This window comes from Actinomycetota bacterium, from assembly GCA_040905475.1.
Classification (GTDB): domain Bacteria; phylum Actinomycetota; class AC-67; order AC-67; family AC-67; genus DATFGK01.
This window is the reverse complement of record JBBDRM010000154.1, coordinates 1-2,844: the sequence shown is the minus strand read 5'-3', so window position 1 is coordinate 2,844 and position 2,844 is coordinate 1. Positions and strand designations below refer to the sequence as shown.

Genomic DNA, 2,844 nt, shown 5'->3' with positions numbered 1-2,844 from the left:
ACGAGCTCCGCGACCCGCTCGCGCATCGTCTCGATGCGCTTGGGGGTGAACCAGCGCGAGACGACCCGATGGACCGCGAGGTGGTCGGCGCCTTCCGAGATCAGCATGTTCCGTCCCGCGCTGCCGGTCATCGCCTCTTTGTTGAGGCCCATCTGCGCGAGCATCTGCTGTATGCCGGGCAGGAAGTTCTCGTCCTTCAAAGCGGCTTCGCAGCCCTCGTACGAGAGAACCTCGAGCCCGCGGCTGCTCCGCGCGATCCAGCTCTGCTCGCGGATCGGCCGGACGCGCTCGAGGTGCTCGGCGATCGTGAGGTCGTCGAGCGGCTCGAGGAGCGGGAGATCTTGCACGGTGGAGGGCATCGCTATCGTCCGGCCGCGACCGCCGCCGTGGTGGCGGGAACCCCGTCCTCGCGGATCCGATCGCCGAACGTCTCGAGCCAGGTGAACCAGTTCTTCACACCGCCGGTATCGCCGCGGCGTCGCGTCGAGCCTGCCTGTGCGCGGTAGCCGCCCCATCGCGCGGCGGAGAACTCCGCGAGCTGGCCGCCGGGATCCGGGGTCCACTCCCATTCCTGGCCTGCGACGTCGTACACGGCTCGCTGAGCCCAGTCGTTCTCGCCGAGGTCGACGGACGCGGTAACGTCGGTCGACAGGACGTGCGGATTGTGATCGCCGAGCACCGCCGCCCAATTGAAGTTCTGCCGTCCGAGGCACAGATGCCCCCACTCGACCGAGCCGTCGTCGAACTCGTTGACGAACACTTCCCACGCGACCTGGAGGTCGTTGAAATAGCGGAAATCCTTCCAGTCCCGGCCGGCCGGCCAGTAGCCTTGATCGAACAGCGTGTAGCCGGTAACCGGCTTGCCGAGGATGGTGCCCTTCTGGCGGAAGATGTAGCTCACGTAGAAGAACGGCTCGTTCTCGGAAGGAACGTAGAACTGGATCCCCGGCGGGATGAGTGCCCCCTTCAGGTTGAAGAGATCGCCTTCCGCCCAGGTGAGATCGCGCGGTGTGATGCGAAGGTCCAGGGTCGCTTCCCCGCTCGCGTCGCGTCCGGGCCCGGCGCGGCGCATCAGCTGGTCCTGGAAGACCAGCGCCTCGGGCGACATCTCGCGCTTGGTCTCTCCGCGCGCGGTGGTCAATGAGGACGGATCGATGCGGAGGTCTCCGTCGCGCGCTTGCATCAGCCACAGGCCGGCGCTCATCGGTCCGATGAACTTGCGCTCGACCGCGTAGAGGACGCCGTCGGCGTCGCGGTACCCGCCGTAGAGGTAGAGGTGCTGGAGCGAGAGGCCGAACCAGTTGCGGGTCGGCATCATCGCTTCGCCGTTCAGCTCACAGGTATCGAGGAGCGGCTTGAAGCCGAAGTCCCCCCGCGCGCGCGCCGCAGTCATCGCAAACGCCTCCTCCCCGAAGGGGCCACTTCGCAAATTGGTAAACGAGTTATACTATATGTCCCGTCTGGAGGGCCAGAGCGCCTTCGGCGTTTTTGAGGGGAACGGGACACGATGGGACCTCGCCTCGGCGCACGAGTCCTGGTGACCGGCGGGACCGGCGCGTTCGGCTCCGCGGTCGTCGACCGGCTCCACCGCATGGGCGTGGAGGTCGTCGCGCTCGCGCGCCGGGAACCGCCGAAGCTTCCCACGGGCGTCCGCTTCATCCCGGGCGACGTCCGCGACGCGGAGACCGTCGAGAAGGCGATGGCCGGCTGCGACGCCGTCGCCCATCTCGCCTGGGTGGTCAGCGTGCTCTCCCCACCGGAGGAAACCCGGGCGATCAACCTCGAGGGAACCCGGAACGTCCTGCGCGCGATGGAGACCACCGGCTGCCGGCGCTTCGTCTTCTCTTCCTCGGTCACGGTGTACGGCTCGCACGCGGACCATCCCCAGCCCTACACGGAGGACGAACCGACGATCATCGATCCGCGCTTCCTCTACGCCGCGCACAAGGTCGAGATCGAGAAGATGATCGCCGACAGCGGCGCCGACGCGGTCGTCGCGCGGGTCGCCCCGGTCCTGGGCCGCGACGTGGAGAACTCCGTATCGCACGTCTTCACCGGCCCGGTGGTCGCAGGCTTGAAAGGCACCGAGATGCGGTTCCAGCTCCTGCATCAGTCCGACGTCGGGCGCTTCCTCGCCGACGCGTGCCTGGGCGGGCCTTCGGGTGTCGTGAACGTCGCCGCCGACGACGTCGTGTCCCTCGAGGAGATGGGCGAGTTGCTCGGGCGACGCGTCGTCCATCTTCGTCCGTCGGTCGCGCGCGTCCTGATGCGCACGATGGCCCGCCTCCGGCTCGGCGAGCTCGACCCGACGGCGATGGACGCCTTGCAGTACATGCCGGTCGTCGACACGACGCGCCTCCGTGAGGCGTTCAGCTTCCGATGCGCCTGGTCGACGGCCGAGACGATCGTCGACATGGCTCGCACCGGCTCGCGCTACACGTACCTCGGCATGAAGCGGGTCGACCTGCCCTGGCGCCTTCCCTACACGGACCCATCGTACGGGCCCGACGCGCCGCCGCTCGACGGCGGCGAGCTCGTTCCCGCCGGGCCGCCCGAGCACGCGGGTGAGTTCGACTCGTTGATCGACCCCCGGTTCCCCGAGTACACGGCGACCAATCTCTCCGAGGCGTTCCCTGGGCCGATGACCCCGCTCTCGCTCCAGGTCTCGGCCGACGTCATGCGCGCCTCGGCCGAAGGGGTCCAGCGGTTCGTCGGGATGACCGGGCCGGTCGCGCGCGAGCTCCGCGAGCGCGGCGTGGCGATCTTCGGCGGCCGCGTGTACGTGAACCTCACCGCGGCCCGGCAGATGGCGCTCGGCATGCCGGCGTCGTCGCCCGAGCAGTT

At 68.5% G+C, this 2,844-nt stretch carries 3 protein-coding genes; 1 reads left to right on the top strand and 2 read right to left on the bottom strand.

What is annotated here, in order from left to right:
- The coding region (locus tag WEB06_18875) for a hypothetical protein (protein MEX2557680.1) at positions 1 to 359 on the bottom strand (359 nt) is incomplete at its 3' end.
- A gap of 2 nt (positions 360 to 361) precedes the next feature.
- On the bottom strand, positions 362 to 1,393 hold the full coding sequence (locus tag WEB06_18870; GenBank protein MEX2557679.1) for a hypothetical protein: 1,032 nt from the start codon (positions 1,391 to 1,393) through the stop codon (positions 362 to 364).
- A 114-nt stretch (positions 1,394 to 1,507) separates the two neighbouring features.
- On the opposite strand from WEB06_18870, the gene WEB06_18865 reads away from it, so the two are divergent.
- The coding region (locus tag WEB06_18865) for an NAD-dependent epimerase/dehydratase family protein (GenBank protein ID MEX2557678.1) at positions 1,508 to 2,844 on the top strand (1,337 nt) is incomplete at its 3' end.

What these genes read in the sequence shown, in the direction of transcription:
- WEB06_18870 (MEX2557679.1), bottom strand. Translation starts at nt 1,393, where the DNA reads ATGACTGCGGCGCGCGCGCGGGGGGACTTCGGCTTCAAGCCGCTCCTC.